Origin of the sequence: Paracidovorax oryzae ATCC 19882 (assembly GCF_000687165.1) — a bacterium.
Lineage (GTDB): Bacteria > Pseudomonadota > Gammaproteobacteria > Burkholderiales > Burkholderiaceae_C > Paracidovorax > Paracidovorax oryzae.
On record NZ_KK366049.1, the window covers coordinates 198,173 to 224,763 of the forward strand.

Sequence of the window (26,591 nt, forward strand, 5' to 3'; positions counted from 1 at the left end):
CCCCTCCTCCGGCAGGTGCCCAAGGATTGACAACAAGTGGCCAGGCCCGGTGACGGATCGTCCCGCGGCGGGCTCTCGTGAAGGTGGTCCGGGCGGCGTGGCCCCCGGCTGTTTTCCAGGAATTCCGCGCCGGCCATGGCGCCATTTTTCGATGCGTTGCGCATCGACCCCGGCCGGGCAATGTTCCCCATTGAAGGACGAACATGAAAGAAATGCTGACTGTCGTGGCCGGATTCGTGCTTTTTTCCAGCCTGGGTATTGCCTACTTCGCGGCATCCGTCATGAGTGGATTCTGAGCAGGCCCTTGCGCCCTCGCTCTCCCTCGCTCCCATTCCCCCATGCCTTCCCTGCACCGCTCCCCTGCCGACAAGGGCGACCAGCCCGTCGAGCCCGATGTCCCGGCGCCTCCGCCGGAGCCGGCCGATATGCCTCCCCATTGCGGGTGGCTGCCGGGCCCCATGGCCGTAGCACGGGCCCGGCCCTGACGGCCCCGAACCCTTCCGCCACTCCTCCAAGGAACTCCGCCATGCTGTCCCGCACCACCCCGTCTCCCGCCACGCAGCAACAGGTGGATGCCGCAGAGAAGCGGGTGGGCGAGGTGCTGGAGGATCTGGAGGCAGACACCCAGGCCGAGGTGAGCAAGATCACGCTGGAGGACGTGGTGGACACCAATCCCCGTACCGGCCGGCCGGAAGTGCAGAAGCACGTGGACATCACCGTGGAGCCGAAGGCCGAGCGGAAGTGGTCCCGGTAAGCGGCTGCCGGCGCGCTTTGCCCGGCAAGCCGCTCCACGCTTGTGCTTCAGCGACGGCGGCGCATCGTGCCAACGGCGAACAGGCCGAGCAGACCCGCCATGAGCACCAGGCCCCACTGGGAAAGGGTCGGGATCGGGGCGGGGGTGGCCACTGCATCTGCATAGGTCAGAGCGATCGATCCGTTACCGCCTGCGGCGTTCGCCGCACCCGCATTGCTGGCCACGCTGATGACAGCGCCGTTCGGTCCGACGCTGCCACCGCCGCCTCCGCCGGCATCGGCACCGGCCGCGCCGCCTGCCCCGCCGCCGCCATAGCCCCCGCCGCCCCCGCCACTGGCGCAGTTGGTGCCCGTTGCTCCGGTGCCTCCCGTACCGGTGCCCGAGCCTGATCCGCCGACCGCACCCGCCGTCGCGTTCTGATCGAAGCCACCGGTGCCGCCGGCACCGCCATTGCCACTGCCGCCTGCGCCCACAGGACAGGTCCGGCTGACAGCATTTGCTCCGGCGGCTCCGCCGATGCCGTTGCTGCCACCACTTCCGCCCGTCGCCCCGCCATTGCCGCCGGCACTTCCGTTGCCGTTGCCTCCATTGCCGCCGGAGCCGCCCCCGCCGCCGCCGCCGCCAGCAATGATCTGGTTGGCCGTGCCCGGATCGATTTGGGAGGATCCGCCGCCGGCGCCGCCCTGGGAGGCCCTGCGTGCACCGCCGCCGCCCACGAACATGTTCAGCGTCTGGCCAGGGGTGACCTGCAGGGATACGGTCACGACGCCGCCGTTACCACCGGCTGCTCCATATCCGCCACCTCCGCCGCCGCCCGTGGCGACAACATTCACGCTGGTCACACCGGCAGGCACGGTCCAGGTCGCGGCCCCAGGAGTGGAAAAGGTCGTGGTCGCGGCGAAGGCGGTTCCGGCGAGCAACAGGCTGGCGGCGATCGCTTGGCAGAGAGGCGCGGCGGCCGCAAAGGGTTTGCGGAGAACGGCGGTAGTCATGGATGAGCTTTGATGGAGTGGTGGTCGATACGTTTTGATGCAAAGGCATTATCTTGATTTCTACGCGTGCTCTGAGAGGAATGCGCGTACGGCTTGCCGGATTCCGGAATCGCCGAGACCGTCAACCGCGCCGCGTTCTACGACCGGCTTGTGGCAAAGGGCACAGCCACGCAGAAGCCTCCTTCATGGTCCGCGACCTGATCGACTTCAGCATGGTCCGGCAGCCACGCTGTGGCGCGCTTCCTCACCCAGTCTGTGCCGTTCCTGAACGGCGTTCAACAACGTCAGCGAGCGGATGGCCGCCCTCGACCAGCGCTCCAAGGCGATCACTGCCGACCCGAGCGAGATCGGCGGAGACAAGCGCCAGCGCCTGAACACGATCGAGCGACTGCGGGCAGAGATCGGGCATCGGATCAGCGTGCTGTCGATCGCTCCCTGAGCACGTATGTTGAGAGATTGGCCGCGAGCACCGTGGCCGAAGCGTCGAAGCTACTGCGGTTTGCTCCAGTAGAGGTGTACGACGCCGGGTCGACCCCAAAGTTAAAGTGACTGAAGGTCTATTACAGAGTGTGCGCCCGCAATCACTGTAGTTACTGGTGTTGGGATCACGTCAACCGCGATCGCTTCCCGGCGTATTTCTTCGATGTTCTCTATGAGGGCCTCGCGCTGCTTTTCCCCAAAGACTGCAGAATCCTCAGGGGGGACAGCAAAAACTAAGGCAGATTTTCTTATTCCGCCAAGCTCTTGAGCTCTTTGCAGTTCAAAAATTTTGCTTCTCGCAGTGCTAACACTGCCGGGCTGTCGAACAGGGTGAAGGACGGAGAACTGAACAATGAGGTTTTTGGAATAAAAGCCAAATCTAACAGGAACACCATTATCCACAACTGGTGTTTTAATATTTAGAAATTCTTTCAAGTCGGGACGAAGAGCCGCGATCGTAGACCTAACTTCTGATCCGAATTGTCTGTTTCCATCTTCAACCTTGGAATTGGCATCCTCATCCGGATCGTCAATTGCGTCCAGGTTTGTGAGACTACTGTAGAGTAGAGCAGCCTGCTTTAAAACTTCGGTGAAATCATGGGCAGCGGTTTGGCGTAGCGCTCCTGGAGATAATCCCATCAATGGATCTTTCAGCGCTTCGAGGCCTGCTCGTTTTGCAACCAACAAAGCGGTAGCAAGAGCATGGTCGATGAGTTTTATCGCGCCCGCTGCTTTGTCGCCATAGAGGCTTTCAAGGACATCATTTCGTAGAGCTCTTCTCGCTTGCCACGTTTCCCCGTGACGCCCCACAACCCCGGCCATGAGGCGCTCTCCTGACCCAGCGACCGGCTCCCAGTAAACGGGACGCCAGTCAGCGAGTACGGTCGGCTTCTGATCGAGGTTGCTGGTCATCGTGTAGGAGGCGGAGAAAGAAGATCCTCGGGCTGAGGGAAACGATGGAGCACCTTTTGGCTCAACAGTTCAAGCCCCTCGGCAAGGGTTGTTGCGAACTCTATACCATTGCTGCCAGCAGGTGGCAACCCTTCCGGAAAGCTGGCAGGCGGAGCGGTCGCAATCAACGCCGCGGCCTTCATTGCTTTGTCCCGGACGCTTTCGTAACCGCCTTGTAGACACACCAACCTCACAAGACGATTCTGGTCTGGCTCAACGCTGTTTCCCAGGGCCCCTTCATGGTCGATCCATGCAACCTCGGTTCCATCCCACAATATGTTTTCTAGGTGGCGGTCACGATTTTTTATAGCTTCGTCGGCAGCTATGGCGAGAGGCGTTTGACTGAATCCTGAAATTAGCTCCCCAGCGCGCACTCTTAGTTCGTGTCGAACGTCTGGCGGGAGTTCATCATCAAAGCCAAGGTTTTGCTTGAAATCTGGAAACCCGTTGTCTGCAGACGCAAATGCAAGGGTGCCAGTCTTGTCGCGCACAAGTATGGGCTGAGGTACATGCAATCCCCAATTCCTGAGCACCAAGGAGCAGAAAATCTCTATGGATAAAGAGGGCTGAGATAGTCTTTTTAGCACCGCGGCTTGTATGGAGCCATCCTCCATTTTTATGACGCAGCGTACCGGTCGGTTGTTGCCGTGTCCTACCGGTGTTTCCGTGCCTTCGCATAAGGTTGCGTGGGAAATTCTTGCAAATATCCTGTTATTTTCCTGCGGCATTATATTTCCTCCCAGTATTGCCGGTTTATTATTTTTGCCGTGCGATAGACATTAGAAGCATCGACTACCCCGCTGCTTCATCGGAATGATCTTTTTGAAAGTCTATGCCAGTTCGTTGGACGGCTTCGTTCAAGTGCAGAGGACGTTCCACTATAGCGGCTGGGCTGTTCTCCTGCCAGTGGGGCCAGCTCTTCCGCGTCGTGGGGTCGTAAACCAGCCTGAAGAGGTGAGATGGCACTGCAACGCCGTGGCTGATCCGGGGCGGCTTGGCATCAAGCGCACGGGAGCCGGTAGGGGAAACCTTGCCAGACGGGGCGGGATACATACGCTTCACTGGCGCGGCGCGAAGCCGGCTGCGGAACATGCGCGGAACTTGATGCGGAACAAGCTACCAAAACCATAGCGTCAGAGCCATGGTGCCCGGGGCCGGAATCGAACCGGCACGCCTTGCGGCGGGGGATTTTGAGTCCCCTGCGTCTACCAATTTCACCACCCGGGCGACGCGAAGAAGGAAGCCCGGGATTATGGCACAGTAGGGGGCTATGGCTACCACCCCTTCCCCCACGTACCCCACCATCGAAGACGCGATCGGCCGCACGCCGCTGGTCGCCCTGCAGCGCATCGGCGCGCGGGAGAACGCCGAGCGCGGCACGGTCGTGCTGGGCAAGCTGGAGGGCAACAACCCGGCGGGTTCCGTGAAGGACCGCCCGGCGTTGTCCATGATCCGGCGCGCGGAGGAGCGTGGGGAGATCAAGCCGGGTGACACGCTCATCGAAGCCACGTCGGGCAATACGGGCATCGCGCTCGCGATGGCGGCGGCGATCAAGGGCTACCGGATGGTGCTGGTGATGCCGGAAGACCTGTCGGTGGAGCGGGCGCAGACGATGAAGGCCTTCGGCGCGGAGCTGATCCTCACGCCCAAGAGCGGCGGCATGGAGTACGCGCGCGACCTGGCCGATACCATGGTGCGGCAGGGCAAGGGCGTGGTGCTCGACCAGTTCGCCAATCCGGACAATCCGCGCATCCATTACGAGACCACCGGGCCCGAACTGTGGGAGCAGACGGGCGGGCGCATCACGCATTTCGTGAGCGCCATGGGCACGACCGGCACGATCACGGGCGTGTCGCGCTTCCTGAAGGAAAAGAACCCTGCCATCCAGATCATCGGTGCGCAGCCCAAGGAAGGGTCGCGCATTCCGGGCATCCGCAAGTGGCCGCAGGAGTACCTGCCGAAGATCTACGATCCGCGTGCGGTGGACGAGACGATCAATGTCGGCCAGGACGATGCCGAGGACATGTGCCGCCGCCTCGCGCGGGAGGAGGGCATCTTCGCGGGCATCTCCGCGGCGGGTGCCTGCTGGGCGGCGCAGGAGATCGCGCGGCGCGAGCGGGATGCGACCATCGTCTTCGTCGTGTGCGACCGGGGCGATCGCTACCTGTCCACCGGGGTGTTTCCCGCCTGAGCGGTCCGGCCGGCAACTGCACCATGCACTCCGAACCGCGTTTTTGCACCCAGTGCGCCACGCCGCTCGCGTGGGTCACGGCCCTGGAGGACGGCGGCGAGCGTCAGCGCCTGCGTTGCCCCGCCTGCGGCTGGACGCACTGGAACAATCCCACGCCGGTGCTGGCCGCGGTCGTCGAGCTGGATGGACGCGTGCTGCTGGCGCGCAATGCGGCGTGGGAGCACAAGGCCTTCGCGCTGATCACCGGCTTCATGGAGGTGGGCGAGACGCCGCAGGAAGGTATCGTTCGCGAGGTGAAGGAAGAGACGAACCTCGACGTGAGCGCACTGTCGCTGATCGGGGTGTACGACTTCCAGCGCATGAACCAGGTCATCGTGGCCTACCATGCGATGGCGAACGGCACGGTGCGGCTGTCGCCCGAGCTGGTGGACTACCGGCTGATCGCGCCGGAGAAGCTGCGGTGCTGGCCTGCCGGTACCGGCCAGGCGCTGGCTGACTGGCTGCGCGGCCGCGGCATCGAGCCCACGTTCATGGAGTGGCCGGGCCAGCGCAGCGAGGCGCCTGCACCGGCTGTCCCGGTGCAGACGGGCGCCGTTGCAGATCCGGCGGCAGGGCTGGCGCAGCCGCAGCCCGGGCCGCTCTAGAATTCTTTCTCTCTTCGCCAGGAAGCCGACGACGATGCACATCCACAAGGAAATCGACACCCGCGGGCTGAACTGCCCGCTGCCCATCCTGAAGGCCAAGAAGGCGCTCGCCTCCATGGCCAGCGGCGAGGTGCTCAAGGTGGTGTCCACCGACAACGGCTCGCTGCGCGACTTCCAGGCGTTCGCGAAGCAGACCGGCAACGAACTGCTGGACCAGAGCACGGCGGGCGAGGAATACACCCACGTGCTGCGGCGGCGCTGAGCCCGGGCTCTCCGGAGATGCCGTGCCCCGCGAAAGGGGCACGGCCAGTAAAAAAGGCGCTCCCGGTGAGCGCCTTTTTACGATGGCAGCGCGTGCTTGCCTGGTCCGCGGCTCAGATTTCCACGGTCTTGAGGTATTCGCGGAAGGCGGCGCCCACCTGGGGATGCTGCAGGGCCAGTTCCACGGTGGCTTCCAGGAAGCCTTCCTTGCTGCCGCAGTCGTAGCGCTTGCCTTCGTAGCGGAAGGCATAGACGGCTTCGCGGCTCATGAGGCGGGCGATGGCGTCGGTGAGCTGGATCTCGCCGCCCACGCCCTGGGGCTGGTTGCGGATCTCGTCGAACACGCCCGGCGTGAGGATGTAGCGGCCGGCCACGCCCATGCGCGAAGGCGCGTCTTCGGGTGCGGGCTTCTCGACGATGCGCTCGATGCGGATCAGCGGACCGCCGGCGGGTTCGCCGGCCACGATGCCGTAGCGGCGGACCTGGTCCTGCGGCACTTCCTGCACGGCCAGCAGCGAGCGGCCCTGCTTGCGGAAGGCGGCCGCCATCTGGGCCATGACGGGCTGGCCACCGGGGGGGCCGACCATGAGGTCGTCTGCGAGCAGCACGGCGAAGGGTTCGCGGCCCACGAGCGGCTCGGCGCAGAGCACGGCATGGCCCAGGCCCAGGGAGCGCGGCTGGCGCACGAAGGCGCAGTCCATGTCGTTGGGTGCGACCGAGCGCACGAGCTGCAGCAGTTCGTTCTTGCCGGCGGCTTCCAGTTCGTTTTCCAGCTCGTAGGCGGTGTCGAAGTGGTCCTCGATGGCGCGCTTGCTGCGGCCGGTGACGAAGATCATGTGGCGGATGCCGGCCGCGTAGGCCTCTTCGACGGCGTACTGGATCAGCGGCTTGTCCACCACCGGCAGCATCTCCTTGGGGGATGCCTTCGTGGCGGGCAGGAAGCGGGTTCCCAGCCCGGCCACGGGGAAGACGGCTTTGCGGATCGCGGAGTTGTCGCTCATGGAAGATTCCTCGTTTTGAAGTTGGATCATTGTCGAAGGAGGGTGGGGACGCCACCGTAGGCCTTCAACTGAAACTGCACCTGGTTACACCCGCAGGGCCCGCCATTGCGGAGCGCCACGAGGTGCGGTTTCCCGGCTCACCCCAGCCGAGCGAGTTGGTCGCGCAGGCGTTCGAGCGTGGCGCCGAAGTCCGCGACGCGCTTTTGCTCCTGCTCGATGACGGCCGGCGGCGCCTTGGCGACGAAGGCCTCGTTCGCGAGCTTGCCGCGCGCCTTGGCGATCTCGCCATCGATGCGGGCGATCTCCTTGGAAAGGCGTGCCTTCTCGGCGGCCACGTCGATTTCCATGTGCAGGCACAGGCGGGCCTCGCCGACCACGGCCACGGGCGCGGCCTGCGCGGCGGCGGCCCAGGTGGCTTCATCGTCGAACACCTTGACTTCGCTGAGCTTGGCCAGGGCCTGCAGTGCCGGGGCGGCCGCGCGCATGAAGTCGGCGTCGCCGACGGCGTAGAGCGGCAGCCGGGTGGCGGGAGAGACGTTCATCTCGCCGCGCAGCGTGCGGCAGGCATCGACCAGGGCCTTGAGGCGGCCGACGTGGGCGATGGCGGCCTCGTCGATGCGCTCGGGCTGGACCTGCGGATACGGGGCGACGCTGACCGACGCGCCTTCTCGGCCGGCCACCGGGGCGACCTTCTGCCAGAGCTCTTCGGTGATGAACGGGATCAGCGGGTGCGCGAGGCGCAGGATGGTTTCCAGCGTGCGGATCAGCGTGCGGCGCGTGGCGCGCTGCTGCGCTTCGTTGCCGGTCTGGATCTGCACCTTGGCGATTTCCAGGTACCAGTCGCAGAATTCGTTCCAGACGAATTCGTAGATGGCCTGGGCGACGTGGTCGAGCCGGTAGTCCTCGAAGCCCTTGGCGACTTCCGCCTCCACCTTCTGCAGGGCGGAGACGATCCAGCGGTCGGGCTGGCTGAACTGCAGGTAGCCGCCGTCGCAGTCGGCCTGGGTGTGGTCCGAGAGGCCGCAGTCGTGGCCTTCGCAGTTCATCAGCACGAAGCGGCTGGCGTTCCAGAGCTTGTTGCAGAAATTGCGGTAGCCCTCGCAGCGCTTGCTGTCGAAGTTGATGCTGCGGCCCAGGCTGGCGAGCGCGGCGAAGGTGAAGCGCAGCGCGTCGGCACCGTAGGCAGGAATGCCTTCGGGGAATTCCTTCTGCGTGTTCTTGCGCACCTGGGGCGCGGTCTCGGGGCGGCGCAGGCCGGTGGTGCGCTTTTCCAGCAGGGGGTCGAGCGCGATGCCGTCGATCAGGTCCACCGGGTCGAGCACGTTGCCTTCGGACTTGGACATCTTCTTGCCCTGGGCGTCGCGCACGAGGCCGTGCATGTACACGTGTTTGAACGGCACGCGGCCTGTGAAGTGCGTGCTCATCATGATCATCCGGGCGACCCAGAAGAAGATGATGTCGTAGCCCGTGACCAGCACGGAGGAGGGCAGGTAGAGGTCGTAGTCTTTCGTCGCGGACGTGTCGTCCAGCGCTTCGGGCCAGCCGAGCGACGAGAAGGGCACGAGCGCGGAGGAATACCAGGTGTCCAGCACGTCGGCGTCGCGCGTGAGCTTCACGCCCGCGCCGGCCTGGGCCTGCGCCTCGGCCTCGTCGCGGGCGACGTACACGTTGCCGGCCTCGTCGTACCAGGCCGGGATCTGGTGGCCCCACCAGAGCTGGCGGCTGATGCACCAGTCCTGGATGTTGTTCATCCACTGGTTGTAGGTGTTGACCCAGTTCTCGGGCACGAACTGCACCTGGCCGGAGGCCACGGCATCGATGGCCTTCTGCGCGATCGACTTGCCCGTCGGGTCGCCCTTGCCCACCTCGCTCATGGCGACGAACCATTGGTCGGTCAGCATGGGCTCGACCACCTGGCCCGTGCGGGTGCAGATGGGGACCATGAGCTTGTGCTTCCTGGTCTCGACCAGGGCGCCGGCGGCCTCCAGGTCGGCCACGATGGCCTTGCGGGCCGCGAAGCGGTCCATGCCGCGGTACTTCTCGGGAGCGTTCTCGTTGATGGTGGCCTGCAGGGTCAGCACCACGATCATGGGCAGTCCGTGGCGCTGGCCCACCTGGTAGTCGTTGGGGTCGTGCGCGGGCGTGACCTTGACGACGCCGGTGCCGAATTCCTTGTCGACGTAGGCGTCGGCGATGATGGGGATCTCGCGGCCCACCAGGGGCAGGATGACGGTCTTGCCGACCAGGGCCGTGTAGCGCTCGTCCTCGGGGTGGACCATCAGCGCCACGTCGCCCAGCATGGTTTCGGGCCGCGTGGTGGCCACCGTGAGGCTGCCGGAGCCGTCCGTGAGCGGGTAGGCGATGTGCCAGAGCGAGCCGTCCTTCTCCTCGCTTTCCACTTCCAGGTCGGACACGGCGGACTGCAGCACCGGGTCCCAGTTCACGAGGCGCTTGCCGCGGTAGATCAGGCCCTGCTCGTAGAGGCGCACGAAGGTGTCGGTGACGACCTTCGAGAGCTTGTCGTCCATGGTGAAGTATTCGCGGCTCCAGTCCACGCTGTCGCCCAGGCGGCGCATCTGCGTGGTGATGGTGTTGCCGCTCTTTTCCTTCCATTCCCAGACCTTGTGGGTGAAGGCCTCGCGGCCCAGGTCGTGGCGGCTCACGCCCTGTTCCTGCAGCTGGCGTTCCACCACGATCTGCGTGGCGATGCCGGCGTGGTCGGTGCCCGGCACCCACAGCGTGTTGTGGCCGCGCATGCGGTGGTAGCGCGCCAGGCTGTCCATGATGGTCTGGTTGAACGCATGGCCCATGTGCAGCGTGCCGGTCACGTTGGGCGGCGGCAGCTGGATGGCGAAGTTCTCGCCGCGGGCCGCGGCGCCGGCATCCGGTGCGCCGGTGCCCCGGCAGCCCGCCGCGCCGTAGCCTCGGCGCTCCCACTCGGGGCCCCAGTGGGCTTCCAGGGCGGAGGGTTCGAAGGACTTGGACAGGCTTTCAAGGCCGGGCTGGTGCAGGGGCGAGCTCATGGGCGTGGAAACGGGCAGGTGCGGCGCCTCTGCAAAGAGGCGCTGTCGCGTGGGAAATGGGCTGAACAGGGGATTCTACGGGCCCGGCTCCGGGGGCCGCGCCGCGGGCGGTGTCTCGTTTTGTTACGTACCGGCAGTGGACCGCGCCGCGCCGGCTGCGAATAATTCGCGGCTCCGCCACCGGCGGCGGCCCGGAGGGGGCCGCCCGCTGCCGGTGATGAAAACCATTCCTACAAAGCGCAGTACCCATGAATCCGTCTTCCGCATTCCGCAAGGGCCTCCTGAAAGTGGCCCTGCTCACCCTGCTGTCCCTCTTCCTGGTGCCCGCCGCGACCCTGCTTTTCGTGCGCCACGTGCAGGGCACGGAAGATGCACGCTTCCTGGCGGATATCGAGCGCCGCATCGATGCCGAGGTGTCGATGCCCGCGGCCGAGAAAGAGGCCCAGCGCGCGTTCTTCCGCAGCCATCCGCCGTCCGGCGCCTGCCATGACACGCATCCGCGCGTCGCCGCGGTGCGCGAGGGCCTGTGTGGCCGTTTCTCGCCCGGATGGCAATTCGACCTGGCCCGCCGGCTGTCGGCCGCGACGCTCCTGGCCGGTGCCGCGCTGCTGCTCGCCGTGCTGGGGCTGGGGGCGCTGGCGTTCGTGAACCGGCCGCTGCAGCATGCGAGCTTCGTGGCGGGATGGCGGATCACCACCTGGGCGAGCGCGATCTCGCTGGTCGTGCAGGGCGCCATGCTGACGTGGCTCGCGTTCTGGGTGCCCGCATTCTTCTTCCACCGGTATTCGCCCAAGCTCATCCTCGTGGTGGCGCTGGGCATGGCCGTGGCCGTGGTCATGGCGGTGGCGGCGATCTTCCGCAGGCTGCCGCGGGACAACGCGGTGACGGGCGAGACCATCGCCGAAGCCGATGCGCCGCAGCTCTGGCAGCGGGTGCGCGCCCTGGCCGCGCGCCTGGGCACGGAGCCTCCGCGCCATATCGTGGGCGGCATCGATGCCAATTTCTTCGTGACCGAGGCGCCGCTGACCGTGCAGGGGCGCGCACTCACGGGCCGCACGCTGTTCGTCAGCCTTCCGCTGCTGCGGGTGCTGGACCAGCACGAGGCCGATGCGGTGCTGGCGCACGAACTGGCCCACCTGGGCGGCGGCGATACGCGCAGCAGCGCGCGCCTGGGCCCGAAGCTGGTGCAGTTCGACCACTACCTGCATGCCGTGCGCGAGGGGGGGCTGTCGGCGCTGGCGTCGCCGCTGCTCACCCTCTATCGCACCATCTTCGAGATCGCCCTTGCGCGGGACAGCCGCGAGCGCGAATTCCGGGCCGACCGCACGGCCGCGGAGGCGGTGTCGCCCGAGGGCATCGCCCGGTCGCTCGTGAAGATCGCCGCCTACGCGCAGTACCGGCACCGCATCGAGGAAGACCTGTTCGGCCGTGACCAGCGCCACGGCCAGGCGCTGGGCATCGCGGGCTTCATCGCGCAGGGGCTCGGGCCCTATGCGGAGTCGCCCGGTTTTGCCGAGGCCATGCGCTCGGCCCGCGTGCCGCATCCCTTCGATTCGCATCCGCCCATGCCCGAGCGCATCGGGCGCGTGGGGGTGTCGCTGGCCGAAGCCGACTATGGCGCCATCGTGCGGCGTGCGCCCGCATCCACCTGGGCGCAGGACATCCTCACGGCCGAGGCGATCGAATCGCGGCTGTGGTCGGAGTACGAGGCGGCTTTCGCGGAAAACCACGAGCGCAGCCTGGCCTACCGCTACGAGCCCGCGAACGATGCGGAGCGGGCGATCGTGCTGCAGTACTTTCCACCCCAGTCGTTCGAGGTCAAGGGCGGCAATACGGTGGAGGTCAGCATCGACGGCATCCGTGCCACGCGGGGCGACCAGCACGTGCCCTGGGACGCCGTGAAGGCACTGCAGTTCAGCGAGAGCGCGTTCACGAACGCGCTGGTGGTCACGCACCCTGAAAAGCGCCTGCTGCGGCACCGCACGACGAGTATCGCGCTGGCGGGCATGCGGTCCGAGAAGGACCGGTTCAAGGCCGTGGTGAACGCCTACTGGCAACGCCACCAGGTGATGCGCATGCACCAGGCCGAAGGCTGAGCCGGGGCAGGGCGGAAGGCCGGCGGCGGGGCCGCCCTGGCGTCTGTTTCAGGCGGATGTGCCCGGCACGTACTCCGGCCGGTCGTTGGACTGGGGCTTGAGCGGGGCCGCCGACCTGCCTTCGGCGCGCTCGCGGCGCCATTGCTCCTTGCGGGCTGTCCATTCGGCGAGGCGCTGGTGGGCCACCTTGCTGTCCTTGGCCATGTGTTCCTCGTCGGCCAGCTGGGCGGCCAGCTCGAGCCGGATGCCGTTGGGGTCGAAGAAATAGATGCTCTTGAAGATGTGGTGGTCGGTGACGCCGAGCACCTCGATGCCGTGCGCCTGCAGGCGGGCCTTGGTGTTCTCCAGTTCCTCGACCGTATCGACGCGGAAGGCGATGTGGTTGACCCAGGCGGGCGTGTTGGGGGAGGGCTCGGGCTTCACGTCGTCGCCCAGGTCGAAGAAGGCGATGAAGGAGCCGTCCCGCAGGCGGAAAAAGAAGTGCGTGTAGGGGCAGTATTCGCCCGTGCTGGGTACGTAGTCGCTCTGGATGATGTGGTAGAGCGGCAGGCCGAGGATGTCTTCGTAGAAGTGCCGCGTTTCTTCCGCGTCGCGTGCGCGGTAGGCGTAGTGGTGCAGTTGCTGCACGGCGGCGGGCGCGGGCAGGGTGGCCAGGTCGGGGCGGGGCAGTGCGCTCATGGCTGTCTCCTTGGGATGGATTGATGGATTGTACTATTCGTAATTGATTTCATATAGAGCAACTTGCGCAAGGCCCCGCAGCGGACATATAGTCGGCAGCCGAGGTGTTTTCTCTTTCTCTTTCTCTTTCGAGGTATCCGCCGATGCGCCTGTGAGCCCCCTCCCATCCGTTCCATCCCTTTTTGTTGCGGGGTGGCCGATCACGATGGCTTGGAGTGCCCGGCATGGCGACCTTCAGTACGGACGACCGTCCGCTTTCTTCCCGCAGCGCACTGCGCGCTGCCTCTTCTTTTCCCAACCAGACTTTGTCCTCCCATGGCGCGGAGGCGGCCTCGAGGCTTCACCTGCGGCAAGTGCAGTGGTGCCCGCCCGGCGCCGAGCCGCTGTGGGGCGAGCCGCTGGCGTTGAGCCTGCCGCCCGGCGTCACCGGCCTGGTAGGCGACAACGGCGTGGGCAAGAGCGTGCTGCTGTCGATCGCGGCCGGCGCGCTGCTGCCGTCTTCCGGCAATGTGCTGTGCACGGGGACATGGCGGGCCGTGGGCCAGCATCCGCCGGGCACGACCCTGGCTGCGCTGGCAGGCCTCGACCGCGAACTGGAGGCATTGCAGAGGCTGGAGTGCGGCCAGGGCACCGCCGAAGACCTGCTTCTGGCGGACGGCCGCTGGGACTGGCCTGCGCGCTGGCGGCAGGCGCTGGAGGGGGCCGGGCTCGGTCACCTGCAGGGCGATGCCGATGCCGACCGCCTCAGCGGCGGAGAGCGTGTGCGCGTGGCGCTGGCCGGGGCCTTTTTTTCGCAGGCCGAGGTGCTGCTGCTGGACGAGCCGACCAACCACCTGGATGGCGACGCACGGCGCTGGCTGCAGCAGGCGCTGGACAGCGGGCGTGGCGGGCCGCGCGCCGTGCTTCTGGCGAGCCACGACCGGGCGCTGCTGGAGTGCGCGGACCGCATCGTGGAACTGTCACCGCGCGGCCTGCGGCTGTACGGTGGCGGCTGGAGCGCGTATGCCGCCCAGAAGGCGGCCGAAACCCAGGCCGCACATGAAGCGCTGCGGCAGGCGCGAGTACAGCGCGATGGCGCGGTGCGGGACCTGCGCCGCCAGCAGGAGGCCCAGGCGCGGCGCAGCGCGCGGGGGGCCGCGGCACGACGGGTGGCGAACCAATCGCCCCTGGTGCTTGACCGCATGAAGGACCAGGCCGAAGCGCATGCGGGGCGGGAGGATGTGCGCCGGCAGCAGGTGAGCGAACGGCTGCAGGAGACCGTGCGCGAGGCATTCGCCCGGGTGGGGGTGGAAGCGGCCGTGGCGCTGCCGCTGCCTGCCAGCGCCGTCCCGGCAGGCAAGCCGGTGCTGCGGCTGGAAGGGGCGGTGCCGCCGTTGGGGCCACAGGTGCCGCTCGACGGGGTCTGGAGCGGGCCGGTGCGCATCGCCGTGACCGGGCCCAATGGCTGCGGCAAGAGCACCCTGCTGCGCATGCTGGCCGGGCACGTGCCGCCCGCGGCGGGCCGCGCTGGCTGCCTGGTGCACGCGGCCTGGCTGGACCAGGATGCCAGGGGCCTGTTGCCGCCGGAGCTCAGCGTGATGGAGGCACTTGCGCTGGCGGAATCGCCGCTGCCCGCGGCGGAACTGCGCACGCGCCTGGCGCAGCTCGGCCTGGATGCGGGCCGCGTGCTGCGCCCGTCCGGCAGCCTCAGCGGCGGTGAGCGCGTGCGGGCTGCGCTGGCCTGTGCCCTGTGGGGTGGTGCGCCCGCGCAGCTGCTGCTGTTGGACGAACCCTCCAATCACCTGGATGCCCGGGCGGTGCAGGCGCTGCAGGAGGCGCTGTCAACGTTCACCGGGGCGATGGTCGTGGTGTCGCACGACCGGCATTTCCTGCAGGCACTGGCGCCGCAGGTGGCTTGGGCCTGGGAGGACGGGCGCTGGAACCTCGATGGAGCGCTGCAGCCGGAGGGCTGAGGGGCGGGGCGGCTCAGGACGCCAGCGCGGCGTGCTTCCAGGCCGTGGCGGCGGCTTGCGTGTCGCCGCGCTGTTCCGCGAGTTCGGCGAGGTGGCGCCAGGCGCGGCAGCGCAGCGGGCCTTCGCCGAGCTGCTGGGCGGCCTGGGTGAACAGCTGCTGGGCCTTGCCCCAGAGCTGGCGGCGCAGGCAGGCCATGCCGGACAAATACTGCAGGCGCGCATCGCGCGGATTGGCCTGCTGGGCGGTTTCGATGCGCGCCAGCCAGGCCGCGTCGAGCGCGTCGAGGTTGCTTTCCAGCACGCGCACGAGCTTGAGCGCATGCGCGTCGGGCAGCGGATCGGTGGCGTCCACCATGCGTTCCCACGCGGGCAGCAGCCAGGTGCGCACTTGGCCGTGGTCGCCACCGAGTTCGGTGAGGCGCTGTGCGGCATGGATGGCCAGTTCGGGCATGGCGCGCTCCGCCGCCTCGAACGCCATCCAGGTCTGCTGCAGCTGGGCGGGGTCGTGCGCGCCGTTGAGCAGTTCGATGGCGAGCCCGCGCACGATGCTCTGCGCCGCAGCGGGTGAGAAGGCGCGGTGCTTGCCGAGCAGGCGGGCGGTTTCCAGCGCCTCCTGGGTCTGGTGCGAGAGGCGCGTCGCCTTGAGGCGCGCCCGCAGGGCCAGTGTGCGCCGTGCCGCGCCCTGGGGCAGGGCGGCGAGGTGTTCGAGTGCGGTGGCCGCGTCGCGTTCGTCGAGCGACCAGCGTGCGGCGCGCAGCTGGGCGCCCTCGCGCAGTTCCAGCTCGCTCACGGGGGCGCGTGCCGGGATGTTGTCCAGGGCATTGCGCAGGTGGGCCTCGCGGGTGGCGCGGTCCTGCAGGGCGTGGGAGCTTTCGGCAGCGACGAGGTGCGCCAGCGTGCGCAGCTGGCGCCCGTGCGGCACGGCTTCTCCGGCGGCTTCCAGGGCGTTTTCCTGGGCGAGGGCGGCCATGGCGGCCTTGCGCGAGCGCAGGAAGCGCCCGGCCAGCAGCTGCGAGAGCGCGTCGAGCAGGGCCGCGTGCATGGAGCGCTCCTTCTGCTGCACGCGCCAGCGCCGTGCCTGGCCCGGCAGTTCGAGCAGCGCGGACAGTGCGCGCAGCGCGGCATAGAGGATCGCGAAGCCGCCGAAGAACAGCAGCAGCACGAAGTTGAGCGACAGGTCGACGCGGTAGGGTGGCCAGAACAGGGTCACGGTGCCCTGGTTGTTGCCCGCGAACAGGGCGGCAGCCACGGCCGTGCCGAAAAGTACCAGGAACCAGAGTGCTGCGCGCATGGGTGGGTGGTCTCCTGCGCGGTTCAGCGGCCGGCGGCGGCGGTGGCCAGCGTGGCGAAGGTTTCGTCCAGCGTGGGCAGGGCCGCGCCCTTGAGGTGGACCTGTGCCTGCTGAAGCACCGTGGCCGCCGTCTGCGTGCGACGCGATGCGGGATCGAAGTACCGGCCCAGGGCGTTGTTCGCGGCGGAGAGGTCGGCGCGCGCCGATTCGTACTGCCGTGCGAGCAGCGCGAGGCGGGCGTTCATCAGCTGGAGCTTGAGGTTCTCGCGCAGGAAGAAGGCCTGGTCGGGGGCGATGAGGATGGCCTCCGGGCGGTCGATGCGGGTGACGCGCAGCAACTGGCGGGCCTCGTCGCGCACGACTTCCCAGCTGCGCTGCAGCGTGGCCTGCCACCAGGGAAGGGTGCCGTCGGCGCCGGCCGGTGCAGTGCCCTCGGACGGGCGGGCGGCGGCATTCATGCGCCGCGTGGCCGCGGCCTGCGCGACGGCGTTCTGCAGGGGCAGATCGTCCACCTGGCGCATGAGGTCGTCCAGGCGGGCCAGCAGGCCGGCCGTGTCGGTGACCTGGGCCGAGCCCACGCGGTCGAGGTCGCGGCCGATGGCGCGCGCCACGGGGGCCAGGCGCGGCTGGGCGGCCCGCTCGATGCGCTGGCTGGCACTCTTGAGCGCGGCCATGACGGGCTCCAGGCTGCCGGTGAGCTGGGCCTGCTGCTGCGCGAGGCGCAGCGCGGATTCGATGTCCACCACGAGGTTCTCGTCGCGCGAGCGCGAGAGGCTCTGCATGAGTTCCTCGAGCTGGCTGCGCTGCAGGGCGACTTCGCTCACGCGGGTTTCGTTCACGGCGATGCGCGCAGAGACGTCGCGCGCCATGTCCAGCGCCTGGTTGGCGAGGGTGCGGGCCTCGATGGACTGCGCGCCCGCATCGGCCGACTGGCGGGCGAGCTGTTCCTGGATGCTGCCGAGGCGCTGCCACAGCATGACGCTGGTCGCGAGGCCGGCGACGGCCACGACGCCGAGCAGCGCCAGCACGGCGCGCTGCACGCCGGAGGCCTGGGGCGCCGAGGTTGCGGGAGGCGCGGGAGGTGCGTTGTGGGGCTCGGAACTCATGGGTGGGATTCTATCGATGCGACCACGTCGTTCAGGGCAGGGCGGCACTGGCGCACGGCCCCGAAGCCGGCGTCCTGCGCGGCCTGCGCGATGCGGGGATGGGTGGCGAGCGCGCGCGCTCCGGACCAGTCCTGCCCGGGCAGCGCTGCCCCCAGGTGGGCCACGGCCTCGGAACTGCTGAAAAGCCAGAGCGAGCCGTCCGTGGCCGCGGTGCGGGCGAGGGCCAGTTGCTCTGCGCTGAAGTCGGGGGCGCCCCGTTCGTAGGCCGCGACGAATTCGGCGTGCCCGCCAGCCGCGGCGATCTGCTGCGCGAGCCATTCGCGGCCCGTGCCTGCGACGGTGTCCGTGCCGTCGCTGTCGGCCTGCGCGCCGCGCACGATGAGGATGCGGTCGCCCTGCCGCACCTGCGGCGCCACCTGCGCCCAGAGGGATTCGGAGTCGAACTGCGCGGCATCGGGCGCGGGCCGGTCGATGGCTTCCGCAGGCACGCCGGCCTGCCGCAGCGCCTGGGCGGTGCCGGGGCCGGGCGCCCAGATCCGCGGCAGCGCGGCCGGATCGCCAGCGAACAGCGCGGCACCCGTGCCTGGCGGATCAAAGAAATGGTGGGCCGCGTTGCTGCTCACGAACATGACCGCGCGCCAGCGGGGCCAGGCCTCGCGGGCTGCCTGCAGTGCCGCGCGGGCTTCGGGATGGGCGCATCCCCGGATGGCGATGAGGGGCAGGGCCACGGCATCGATGCCGCGCGCATGCAGGTGCACGACCCACTGCGTGGCGTCGCGCTCCGGGCGGGTGACGATGGCGCGGCGCGGGGCCGGAGGAGGGGGGGCGCGGTGCACGGGTGGATGCGGGCTCGGTGGGCGGGCGTGCCGGTCAGGCCGGGATCTGCGCGCCGTCCGCACGCAGCCGCGCCGCGACGGCGGAGCCGAGTGCCTCTGCTTCGGGCAGGGAGGCGACCGGCGCGGACACCTGCACGCGCACCAGGGGGCGGATGCATTCGGGGTCGCCCCAGGCGCCGTCCAGGCGCAGCGTGCCGGCGTCCGTCCACCGGCCGTGGGCCGCGAGCGGCACGGAGCAGCTGCCGCCCAGTGCACGGCTCACGGCGCGCTCGGCGGCCACGCAGAGCCAGGTGGCCTGGTGGGCGAGCGGTGCCACCGCCTGCAGCAGGTCGTGGCGTTCGGAGCGCACCTCCAGGCCCAGCGCGCCCTGGCCGGCGGCCGGCAGCATCTCGTCGGGCTCGAACAGGGCACGGATGCGGCCTTCCAGGCCCAGGCGCTTGAGGCCCGCGGCCGCGAGCACGATGGCGTCGTACTGGCCTTCGTCGAGCTTGCGCAGGCGGGTGTCCAGGTTGCCGCGCAGCGGCTGGATGTCGAGGTCGGGACGCAGCGCCTGCAGCAGCACCTGCCGGCGCAGGCTGGAGGTGCCGACCACGGCACCCAGGGGCAGGTCGGCGAGGCAGGCGTGGCGGGGAGAGACGAAGGCGTCGCGCGGATCCTCGCGCTCCATCACGCAGGCCAGCTCGAAGCCCTCGGGCAGCTCCATGGGCACGTCCTTGAGCGAATGCACGGCCACGTGGGCGCGGCCTTCTTCCAGCGCGACTTCCAGCTCCTTCACGAAGAGGCCCTTGCCGCCCACCTTGGACAGGGTGCGGTCGAGGATCTGGTCGCCCTTGGTGGTCATTCCGAGCAGTTCGACGGCGTGGCCACGCGCACGCAGCAGGGCCTGCACGTGCTCGGCCTGCCAGAGCGCGAGGCGGCTTTCGCGCGTGGCGATGACGATGGGGGGAAGGCCGGAGGAGGCGGAGGTCGTGGAGGAGAAGGGATGCATCGCGGTGTTCCAGGCCGGGCGGGCGGAAGGCTCGGCAGGCCTGGCGGGGATGCTAGCATGCTGCGCCGCAGCACCCGCCGTTCCGCCGGGGCGCCTCCAGGAGACCTTTCCGCATGAATGCGACGCCTTCCCGCAAGACCGATCCCGTGTCCGAGCCGCAGGCCGCCCCGTCGCCCGGACGCCGCGCCGACAAGGACCAGCCGCTGATCCAGGACATCCGCCTGCTCGGGCGCATCCTGGGTGATGTGATCCGCGAGCAGGAGGGCGTGGCGGCCTACGACCTGGTGGAGCAGGTGCGCAAGCTGTCGGTGGCGTTCCGCCGCGATGCGGACCAGGAGGCGGACAAGGCGCTCAAGAAGCTGCTCAAGGGCCTGTCGGGTGACCAGACGGTGAGCGTGATCCGCGCCTTCACGTATTTCAGCCACCTGGCCAACCTCGCCGAGGACCGGCACCACATCCGCCGCCGCACCGTGCACGAGCGGGCCGGCAGCACGCAGGAAGGCAGCATCGAGGTGGCCCTGGCCCGGCTGCGCTGGGCGGGCATCGCGCCGCGCGCCGTGGCGCAGACGCTGGCGCGCAGCTACGTGTCGCCGGTGCTGACCGCGCACCCGACGGAGGTGCAGCGCAAGAGCATCCTGGACGCGGAGCGCGACATCGCCGAACTGCTGGCCGAGCGCGACGAGATCCAGGCGCGGGGGCTGTTCTACAAGTCCGCGCGCGATGCGCTCACGCCGCGCGAACTGGCGGCCAACGAGGCGCGGCTGCGCGCCCGCGTCGCGCAGCTCTGGCAGACCCGGCTGCTGCGTTACACCAAGCTCACGGTGGCCGACGAGATCGAGAACGCGCTTTCCTACTACGAATCGACCTTCCTGCGCGAGATCCCGCGCCTGTACGAGGACCTGGAGCGGGCGCTGGGCAGCCAGCCGGTGGCGAGCTTCCTGCGCATGGGCCAGTGGATCGGCGGCGACCGCGACGGCAACCCCAACGTGAGCGCCGAAACGCTGGAGCTGGCGCTGCGCCGCCAGGCCGAGGTGGCCCTGCGCCACTACCTGACCGAGGTGCACTACCTGGGGGGCGAGTTGTCGCTGTCGGCCCGGCTGGTGCAGGTCTCCCCCGAGATGCAGCAGCTCGCCGAACGATCGCCCGACACCAGCGAGCACCGGCAGGACGAGCCCTACCGCCGCGCGCTCACCGGCATCTATGCGCGGCTGGCGGCGACGCTGCGCGAATTGACGGGCGGCGAGGCTGCGCGCCATGCCGTGGCGCCCCAGAACCCGTACGGCGACGCCTCGGAATTCCTCGCGGACCTGCGCGTCATCGAGGCTTCGCTGCGGTCGCACCGCGGGGCGCCTCTGGCGGCGCAGCGGCTGCATCCGCTGGTGCGGGCCGTGGAGGTGTTCGGCTTCCACCTGGCCACGGTGGACCTGCGGCAGAGCTCCGACCAGCACGAGCGCGTGGTGGCGGAGCTGCTGGCCACGGCGCGGATCGAGGCCGATTACGCGGCCCTGCCGGAGGACGCGCGCCAGGCGCTGCTGGTGCGCCTGCTGTGCGATGCCCGTCCGCTGCGCGTGGTGGGTGCGGAGTATTCGGAGCACACGCGCGGCGAGATCGCCATCTTCGAGACGGCGCGGCGCATGCGCGACCGCTACGGCGCCCAGGCCATCCGGCACTACATCATCAGCCACACCGAGACGGTGAGCGACCTGCTGGAAGTGCTGTTGCTGCAGAAAGAGGTGGGCCTGATGCATGGCACGCTGGACGGCGCCGATGCGCGCGCCGACCTGATCGTGGTGCCGCTCTTCGAGACCATCGGCGACCTGCGCAACGCGCAGCCCATCATGCGGGCGCTGTACGAGGTGCCGGGCTTCGCGGCCATGGTGCAGCGCGGCGGGGCCGAGCAGGACATCATGCTGGGCTACTCCGACAGCAACAAGGACGGCGGCATCTTCACCAGCAACTGGGAGCTGTACCGCGCCGAGATCGCGCTGGTGGAGCTGTTCGACACGCTGGAGGCGCGCCACCGCATCCGCCTGCGGCTTTTCCACGGCCGCGGCGGCACGGTGGGGCGCGGCGGCGGCCCGAGCTACCAGGCCATCCTGGCACAGCCGCCCGGCACGGTGCGCGGGCAGATCCGCCTGACGGAGCAGGGCGAGGTGATCGCCTCCAAGTATGCCAACCCGGAGATCGGCCGGCGCAACCTGGAGACGCTGGTGGCCGCCACGCTGGAGGCCACGCTGCTGCAGCCCACCAAGCCCGCCACCAAGGCCTTCCACGAGGCCGCGGCCGAACTCTCGCAGGCGAGCATGGCGGCCTACCGGGCGCTGGTGTACGACACCCCGGGCTTCGCCGACTATTTCTTCAACTCCACGCCGATCCGGGAGATCGCCGAGCTCAACATCGGCTCGCGCCCGGCCTCGCGCAAGCCCAGCCAGAAGATCGAGGACCTGCGCGCCATTCCCTGGGGGTTCAGCTGGGGCCAGTGCCGGCTCACCCTGCCGGGCTGGTACGGTTTCGGATCGGCCGTGGAGGCCTTCGTGAAGGCGGCGGGCGAGGACCCGAAGGCCCGCATGGCGCTGCTGCAGAAGATGTACCGGCAGTGGCCTTTCTTCCGCACGCTGCTGTCCAACATGGACATGGTGCTGGCCAAGAGCGACCTGGCGCTGGCGTCGCGCTACAGCGAACTGGTGGCGGATGCGCGCCTGCGGCGCAAGGTGTTCGGCTCCATCGAGGCCGAATGGCAGCGCACGGTGGATGCGCTGGCGCGCATCACCGGCGACCGGCAGCGGCTGGCGCACAACACGGCGCTGGCGCGCTCGATCCGCCACCGCTTCCCCTACATCGATCCGCTGCACCACCTGCAGGTGGAATTGGTGCGGCGCTGGCGCGCGGGCGAGGGCAGCGAGCGCGTGCAGACTGGTATCCACATCTGCATCAACGGCATTGCGGCGGGCCTGCGCAATACCGGCTGAAGGCCCGGGCCTGCTTCTTGCTCACGAGCGTGCAGGCGCGCGATGGCGCCGTGCATGGACACCGGCGAAGGCAGCGTGAATGGAACCGAGAACAACGACAACCACGATGGCCGCGTCCGCGGGCCCGGCGGCGGAGCGCGGGCGTGTCGGCTGGCTGCGCCGGCTGTGGGCGCAGGATGCCTTCGTCTACAGCCTGCGCGTTTTCATCGCGCTGAGCGGCGTGATGGCGCTGTGCTGGTGGCGCGACCAGGTGGCGCTGGTGACGCCGCTCTTCCTGGGCATCATCGCCGGCGCGATCGCCGAGACCGACGACAGCTGGCGCGGGCGCCTGCGCGCGGTGCTGGTCATGCTCGCGTGCTTCGCGCTCGCGGCGTTCTCCGTGGAGCTGCTGCTGCCGCATCCGGCCTGGTTCGTGGCGGGCCTGGCATGTTCCACCTTCGGCTTCACGATGCTGGGGGCCATCGGCGAGCGCTACCGGGCCATCGCGTCGGCGACCGTGATCCTGGCGCTCTACGCGGCCATCAGCGCATCCCCGGGGACGGTGGCCGGGCACGCGCCTGCCGGCGGTCCCTGGCATGTGCCGCTGCTGCTGCTGTCCGGCGCGGCGTGGTATGCGCTGCTGTCGCTGCTGTGGTGCGCGGCGTTCCCGCACCAGAAGGTGCGGCAGAACCTGGCGGGGCTCTACGACCAGCTGGGCGCCTACCTGCGGCTCAAGGCCAGCCTGTTCGAGCCGGTGCGCGGCGTGGACGTGGAGCGGCGGCGCCTGGCGCTGGCACAGACGAATGGCCGCCTGGTGGCGGCCCTCAATGCCACCAAGGAAAGCATCTTCAGCCGCTGGGGCGCCGGCGCGCGCGACCTGCCGACGGGGCGGATGCTGCGGCACCTGAATCTCTATTTCATCGCCCAGGACATCCACGAGCGCGCCAGCTCCTCGCACCACCACTACAACGAGTGGGCGGACGTGCTGTTCCACAGCGACGTGCTCTACCGCTGCCAGCGCGTGCTGCAGCTGCAGGGCGTGGAATGCGCGCGCATCGCCCAGGCGCTGCAGATGCACCAGCCCTTCGAGCGGGACGGCGCCGTGGCGCGTGCCATGGCCGACCTGCGCGACGCGATCGCCTACCTGGAGGCCCAGGGCCGGGCCGAATGGCAGCGCCCCCTGCGCAGCCTGCGCGCGCTGGCTCGCAACCTCGCCACGCTGGACGCGCAGCTCGACGCCGCCACCCACCCCGACGGCGGGGAGCGGGCGGGAGACAGCAGCCTGCTCGACCGCTCCCCGCGTTCGCTGGCCGACGCCTGGGGCCGGGTGCAGGCGCAGCTGCACGGCGGCTCGCCGCTGTTCCGGCACGCTGCGCGGCTGTCCCTGGCGCTGGCGGCGGGCCACGGCGTGATGCAGCTGATCGATCCCGTGCACGGCTACTGGATTCCACTGGCCACGCTGTTCGTGTGCCAGCCCACGTATGGCGCGACGCTGGCGCGCGTGGCGCAGCGCATCGCCGGCACGGCCGTCGGCCTGGTCGTGGGCTGGGCGCTGCTGCGGCTGTTCCCGAGCCTGCCGCTGCAGGCGCTCTTCGCCGTGGCGGCGGGGGTGCTGTTCTTCGTCACCCGCACCACGCACTACCTCACGGCCACGGCCGCCATCACGCTGCTGGTGCTCATGTGCTTCAACCAGGCCACCGGCGCTGCGCACGGGCTGATCCTGCCGCGCCTGCTGGACACGATGATCGGCAGCGCCATCGCCGCGGTGGCGATGCTGTGGGTGCTGCCGGACTGGCAGGGGCGCCGCCTGGCGGCCGTGGCGGCCCAGGCCCTGGCCGCGCATGCCCACTATCTGCGCGAGATCCTCTCGCAGTACGCCACCGGCAAGGCCGACGACCTGGACTACCGGCTCGCGCGGCGCAATGCGCACAACGCGGATGCGGCGTTCTCCACCACGCTCTCGCACCTGCTGCAGGAGCCGCGGCACGTGCGCTCGCATTCGCTGGCCGGCATGCGCATGCTGGTGGCCTCGCACACCCTGCTGAGCTATCTCTCCGCCCTGGGCGCGCACCGGGCAGGGCCTGCGGGCCCTGCCGCGGACCTGGCCCAGGAGGCCGGGGCGCACGCGGCCGGGCGGCTGGAGGCGCTGGCGGCGGCGCTGCGCCGCCAGGAAGGCGCGGCGCTGGAGGATGCCGGACGCGCACAGGCGCTGGCAGGCGCGCTGGAACAGGCGGCGGATGCCATGGCGCTGGGAGGGGATGGTGGTGCGGGAGAGGTGTCGGCGGAGACGTTGCGGATTCTGCAGACGCAGGTGGCGCTGGTGTGCCGGCAGATCGGGGTGATCGAGGGGGCTGTGGGGGAGTTGTTGGGGTGAGTTTTTGCCGGGGGCCGGGATGTGCGCCCGGCGGCGCACCTACTTTCTTTTGCTTCGCCAAAAGAAAGTAGGCAAAGAAAAGGCGAGCCCTGGTGTCTGCGTCCCCCTTCGCCCCGAAAGGGGCGAAGGGGGCAGCCTGTGGTGCTCGGAGGCAAGGCGCGGCTGCGGAACTCGCTGCGCGCTGGCGCGCTCCGCTCGGACAACCGCAGCCAGTCAGATGACGAAGCAGGCGTGTCCTTCGGCACGCCTGCGCGCCTTGCCTCCTGCGCTCCTCGGCGCAGCCACGAGGGCGGGGTGCCGCATACGGGCCATTGCTTCGCTCGGCCCTTGGTGCGCGAGTGCGTTGCACCGCGCACGGTGTTTCTTGGGACGGAACGTTGGGGTTTTTGCCGAGCGCAGCGACGGCCTGGAGGCCGAGCAACGCGAAGGCCCGGGTCACCCCTTCTGGATGCGCCTGGGGCGCGCAGGGGGGTGGGGTGGCGGGCGTGCCGAAGGGGGCCTGTCAGGAATTTCGTGTTCAGGGCATAGGGGCCTGTCAGGAATTTCGTGTTCAGGGCATAGCATGACGAACAGGAACACGTATGCCAAGCAAACTGAACCGACCGAAGAAGGCTGCGCCCGCGCTGCCAGCCATTCCTAAAGAGCTTCTTGACCAGTTTGGCCAGGGAGCCATGACGGCCGAGGCCATCAATGCGGCGTCAATGGCGTTCAAGAAGGCCTTGATCGAACGGGCGCTGGGTGCTGAGCTCAGCCACCACCTGGGCTACCCGCCAGGCACTGCCAAGCCCGAGGAGATGGCCAATCAGCGCAACGGCAAGAGCGGCAAGACCGTCCTGACCCAGGACGGGCCGCTGCAAGTCGACGTCCCCCGCGACCGAGATGCCTCGTTCGATCCCATTCTCATCCCCAAGCACGAGCGGCGTTTCACGGGCTTTGACGACAAGATCGTGGCCATGTATGCCCGGGGTATGACCGTGCGCGAGATCCAAGGCTTCCTCACAGAGCAGTACGGTGTGGATGTCTCGCCGGAGTTCATCAGTTCGGTCACCGACGCGGTGATGGCCGAAGTCACTGCCTGGCAGAGCCGACCTCTGGAGCCTATGTACCCGGTGGTGTTCTTCGACGCGCTGCGGGTCAAGATCCGCGAGGACGCGGTCGTGCGCAACAAGGCGATCTATCTGGCCCTTGGGGTGTTGGCCGACGGCTCACGTGACATCCTGGGACTGTGGATCGAAGGCACCGAGGGCGCCAAGTTCTGGATGAAGGTCTTCAACGATCTCAAGACGCGTGGCGTCAATGACATCCTGATCGCTGTCACGGATGGCCTCAAGGGCATGCCCGAAGCACTGGGGGCGGTGTTCCCGGCCACGACGCTTCAGACGTGCATCGTGCACCTGATCCGCGCCAGCCTGGACTTCGCCAGTTGGAAGGACCGCCGGGGGCTGGCTGCGGCGCTCAAGCCGGTTTACGCGGCCCCGACGATGGAGGCGGCCCTGGCCGAACTGGACGCCTTCGAGGCCGGCCCGTGGGGCCAGAAGTTTCCCACCGTCGTGGCGGCCTGGCGCAGAGCCTGGGATCGGGTCATCCCCTTCTTCGCCTTCCCGCCCGCCATCCGCAAGGTGATCTACACGACCAACGCCATCGAGAGCATCAACGCTCAACTGCGCAAGATCATCAAGACGCGGGGGCACTTTCCCAGCGACGACGCGGCCACCAAGCTGATCTGGCTGGCACTGCGCAACATCACGGCCGAGTGGGGACGGGCCGCCCAGGACTGGAAGAATGCGATGAATCAGTTTGCGATCCTCTACGCAGATCGATTCATCAAACCCGCTGCGTAAGCAGCTTCATCGCCCTGAACACAAAAAATCTGACACTCCCGTTCCACGGCACACCCCACCCCCGAGCACCCCAGGTTGCCCCGTTCGCCCTGCGGGCGAACGGGGTCGCATCCAGCAGGGTCGCCCTTTCTTTGGTTACTTTCTTTCGGCGAAGCGAAAGAAAGTGACTCGCCCGCCGGGGCGA

General features: G+C 68.7%; 20 protein-coding genes and 1 tRNA gene. 10 read left to right on the plus strand and 11 right to left on the minus strand.

Going from position 1 to position 26,591, the window contains the following annotated elements; genetic code table 11:
• Window positions 1-526 precede the first annotated feature (526 nt).
• Entirely contained in the window at window positions 527-754 is a 228-nt protein-coding gene (locus tag T336_RS0123350; RefSeq protein ID WP_011795111.1) for a hypothetical protein, read from the plus strand.
• A gap of 47 nt (window positions 755-801) precedes the next feature.
• On the opposite strand, the gene T336_RS27540 is transcribed toward T336_RS0123350, so the two are convergent.
• Window positions 802-1,746: an IPTL-CTERM sorting domain-containing protein gene (locus T336_RS27540; protein ID WP_026434316.1), complete on the minus strand. Its 945-nt coding sequence runs from the start codon at window positions 1,744-1,746 to the stop codon at window positions 802-804.
• 295 nt (window positions 1,747-2,041) lie between these two features.
• On the opposite strand from T336_RS27540, the gene T336_RS26980 reads away from it, so the two are divergent.
• Window positions 2,042-2,185 (plus strand): hypothetical protein, encoded by a 144-nt coding sequence (locus T336_RS26980; protein WP_156957948.1) that lies wholly within the window; start codon window positions 2,042-2,044, stop codon window positions 2,183-2,185.
• 101 nt (window positions 2,186-2,286) lie between these two features.
• Here the strand turns inward: T336_RS26980 and T336_RS26985 are convergent, their stop codons facing one another.
• The 3 genes from T336_RS26985 to T336_RS0123370 all read right to left on the minus strand — a co-directional run bounded on the left by T336_RS26985 (window position 2,287) and on the right by T336_RS0123370 (window position 4,404).
• Window positions 2,287-3,138 (minus strand): hypothetical protein, encoded by an 852-nt coding sequence (locus T336_RS26985; protein ID WP_156957949.1) that lies wholly within the window; start codon window positions 3,136-3,138, stop codon window positions 2,287-2,289.
• Window positions 3,135-3,905 carry a hypothetical protein gene (locus T336_RS26990; RefSeq protein ID WP_156957950.1) on the minus strand — a complete coding sequence of 257 codons (771 nt, stop codon included), beginning with the start codon at window positions 3,903-3,905 and terminating at the stop codon, window positions 3,135-3,137. Before T336_RS26990 ends, T336_RS26985 begins: the two co-directional genes overlap by 4 nt.
• Window positions 3,906-4,319: 414 nt before the next feature.
• Window positions 4,320-4,404: transfer RNA gene (locus tag T336_RS0123370), tRNA-Leu, on the minus strand.
• A 43-nt stretch (window positions 4,405-4,447) separates the two neighbouring features.
• On the opposite strand from T336_RS0123370, the gene cysM reads away from it, so the two are divergent.
• Genes cysM through T336_RS0123385 form a run of 3 tightly spaced genes read left to right on the plus strand, consistent with a single transcriptional unit; the run spans window position 4,448 to window position 6,274 of the window.
• Window positions 4,448-5,368: a cysteine synthase CysM gene (gene cysM / locus T336_RS0123375; protein ID WP_026434317.1), complete on the plus strand. Its 921-nt coding sequence runs from the start codon at window positions 4,448-4,450 to the stop codon at window positions 5,366-5,368.
• Between the two features lie 23 nt (window positions 5,369-5,391).
• Window positions 5,392-6,012 carry an NUDIX hydrolase gene (locus T336_RS0123380; protein ID WP_026434318.1) on the plus strand — a complete coding sequence of 207 codons (621 nt, stop codon included), beginning with the start codon at window positions 5,392-5,394 and terminating at the stop codon, window positions 6,010-6,012.
• Between the two features lie 34 nt (window positions 6,013-6,046).
• Window positions 6,047-6,274 carry a sulfurtransferase TusA family protein gene (locus T336_RS0123385; RefSeq protein ID WP_011795115.1) on the plus strand — a complete coding sequence of 76 codons (228 nt, stop codon included), beginning with the start codon at window positions 6,047-6,049 and terminating at the stop codon, window positions 6,272-6,274.
• Window positions 6,275-6,386: 112 nt separating this feature from the next.
• Here the strand turns inward: T336_RS0123385 and galU are convergent, their stop codons facing one another.
• Together galU and T336_RS0123395 are read right to left on the minus strand one after the other, a co-directional pair.
• The gene (gene galU / locus T336_RS0123390) at window positions 6,387-7,274 is read right to left on the minus strand and encodes a UTP--glucose-1-phosphate uridylyltransferase GalU (RefSeq protein WP_019701117.1); all 888 of its coding nucleotides are present in this window, start codon (window positions 7,272-7,274) and stop codon (window positions 6,387-6,389) included.
• Between the two features lie 137 nt (window positions 7,275-7,411).
• On the minus strand, window positions 7,412-10,297 hold the full coding sequence (locus T336_RS0123395) for a valine--tRNA ligase (RefSeq protein WP_026434319.1): 2,886 nt from the start codon (window positions 10,295-10,297) through the stop codon (window positions 7,412-7,414).
• A 248-nt stretch (window positions 10,298-10,545) separates the two neighbouring features.
• Here T336_RS0123395 and T336_RS0123400 point away from each other — a divergent pair, with 248 nt between their 5' ends.
• Window positions 10,546-12,393: a M48 family metallopeptidase gene (locus T336_RS0123400; RefSeq protein WP_026434320.1), complete on the plus strand. Its 1,848-nt coding sequence runs from the start codon at window positions 10,546-10,548 to the stop codon at window positions 12,391-12,393.
• Window positions 12,394-12,441: 48 nt separating this feature from the next.
• Here the strand turns inward: T336_RS0123400 and T336_RS0123405 are convergent, their stop codons facing one another.
• The gene (locus tag T336_RS0123405) at window positions 12,442-13,071 is read right to left on the minus strand and encodes a VOC family protein (RefSeq protein WP_026434321.1); all 630 of its coding nucleotides are present in this window, start codon (window positions 13,069-13,071) and stop codon (window positions 12,442-12,444) included.
• A 224-nt stretch (window positions 13,072-13,295) separates the two neighbouring features.
• Here T336_RS0123405 and T336_RS0123410 point away from each other — a divergent pair, with 224 nt between their 5' ends.
• The gene (locus T336_RS0123410; protein ID WP_026434322.1) at window positions 13,296-15,023 is read left to right on the plus strand and encodes an ABC-F family ATP-binding cassette domain-containing protein; all 1,728 of its coding nucleotides are present in this window, start codon (window positions 13,296-13,298) and stop codon (window positions 15,021-15,023) included.
• 13 nt (window positions 15,024-15,036) lie between these two features.
• On the opposite strand, the gene T336_RS0123415 is transcribed toward T336_RS0123410, so the two are convergent.
• From T336_RS0123415 to hemC, 4 genes are read right to left on the minus strand one after another with little or no spacing between them, the layout of a single operon-like run.
• Complete coding sequence (locus T336_RS0123415; RefSeq protein ID WP_026434323.1) at window positions 15,037-16,314, minus strand: heme biosynthesis protein HemY; 1,278 nt, start codon at window positions 16,312-16,314, stop codon at window positions 15,037-15,039.
• A gap of 23 nt (window positions 16,315-16,337) precedes the next feature.
• The gene (locus tag T336_RS0123420; RefSeq protein WP_026434324.1) at window positions 16,338-17,420 is read right to left on the minus strand and encodes a uroporphyrinogen-III C-methyltransferase; all 1,083 of its coding nucleotides are present in this window, start codon (window positions 17,418-17,420) and stop codon (window positions 16,338-16,340) included.
• Entirely contained in the window at window positions 17,417-18,256 is an 840-nt protein-coding gene (locus T336_RS0123425; protein ID WP_026434325.1) for a uroporphyrinogen-III synthase, read from the minus strand. The genes T336_RS0123420 and T336_RS0123425 overlap by 4 nt, the downstream gene beginning before the upstream one ends.
• Window positions 18,257-18,290: 34 nt before the next feature.
• On the minus strand, window positions 18,291-19,244 hold the full coding sequence (gene hemC / locus T336_RS0123430) for a hydroxymethylbilane synthase (protein WP_026434326.1): 954 nt from the start codon (window positions 19,242-19,244) through the stop codon (window positions 18,291-18,293).
• Between the two features lie 113 nt (window positions 19,245-19,357).
• Here hemC and ppc point away from each other — a divergent pair, with 113 nt between their 5' ends.
• The 3 genes from ppc to T336_RS0123445 all read left to right on the plus strand — a co-directional run bounded on the left by ppc (window position 19,358) and on the right by T336_RS0123445 (window position 26,407).
• Window positions 19,358-22,213, plus strand: coding sequence for a phosphoenolpyruvate carboxylase (gene ppc / locus T336_RS0123435; RefSeq protein ID WP_051647422.1), 2,856 nt, complete (start codon window positions 19,358-19,360; stop codon window positions 22,211-22,213).
• 106 nt (window positions 22,214-22,319) lie between these two features.
• The gene (yccS, locus tag T336_RS0123440) at window positions 22,320-24,566 is read left to right on the plus strand and encodes a YccS family putative transporter (protein ID WP_051647423.1); all 2,247 of its coding nucleotides are present in this window, start codon (window positions 22,320-22,322) and stop codon (window positions 24,564-24,566) included.
• Between the two features lie 581 nt (window positions 24,567-25,147).
• Window positions 25,148-26,407, plus strand: a complete 1,260-nt coding sequence (locus T336_RS0123445) for an IS256 family transposase (protein WP_084151511.1) — start codon at window positions 25,148-25,150, stop codon at window positions 26,405-26,407.
• Window positions 26,408-26,591: the final 184 nt, after the last annotated feature.